The 664-nt window shown below is 64.9% G+C and carries 1 protein-coding gene and 1 rRNA gene; both read right to left on the bottom strand.

Annotated features, from left to right (window positions below; all coding sequences use genetic code 11):
* Positions 1-341: hypothetical protein (locus tag ACZ66Z_RS27965; RefSeq protein WP_469938128.1), on the bottom strand; the 341-nt coding region annotated here is incomplete at its 3' end.
* A gap of 218 nt (positions 342-559) precedes the next feature.
* Positions 560-664 (bottom strand): 5S ribosomal RNA (rrf, locus tag ACZ66Z_RS27960); the annotation flags it as partial.

Here is a 664-nt window from a genome sequence, read left to right as displayed (position 1 = left end):
ATTGTCATCGCGACGGAACCCACCACCACGGTTGTCACCACCACGGTTGTCATCACGACGGAACCCACCACCGCGGTTGTCACCACCACGGTTGTCATCACGACGGAACCCACCACCGCGGTTGTCACCACCACGGTTGTCGTCACGACGGAAACCGCCACTGCGGTTGTCACCACCGCGGTTGTCATCACGACGGTCGTCACGGCGGAAACCGCCACCGCGGTTGTCACCGCCACGGTCATCGCGGCGGAAACCGCCACCGCGGTTGTCGCCACCACGGTCGTCACGGCGGAAGCCGCCGCGGTTGTCCCCGCCACGGTTGTCATCCCGTCGCGGTCCACGGAAGCCGCCCCGGTCGCCACCGCCACCGTCCCTGCGACGCGGCTCGCGCTCCGGACGGTCGTCGGGAGAGTTGGTGGACATCGTCGTGACTCCTGTCTTCGGGTACTGCAGTCATTCTCGCGCAGCCGGCACTCGGCCGCGCATCGGAAAAGTCAAGCAAAAACAAAAGGACCCCTGGTCCCAGCGTGAACGCTGGGACCAGGGGTCCTGAAGAATTGTTCGGCGGCGTCCTACTCTCCCACAGGGTCCCCCCTGCAGTACCATCGGCGCTGAAAGGCTTAGCTTCCGGGTTCGGAATGTAACCGGGCGTTTCCCTAACGCT

It is taken from the genome of Streptomyces sp. NPDC107498 (genome assembly GCF_055582805.1).
This window is presented reverse-complemented; position numbering and strand designations above follow the sequence as displayed.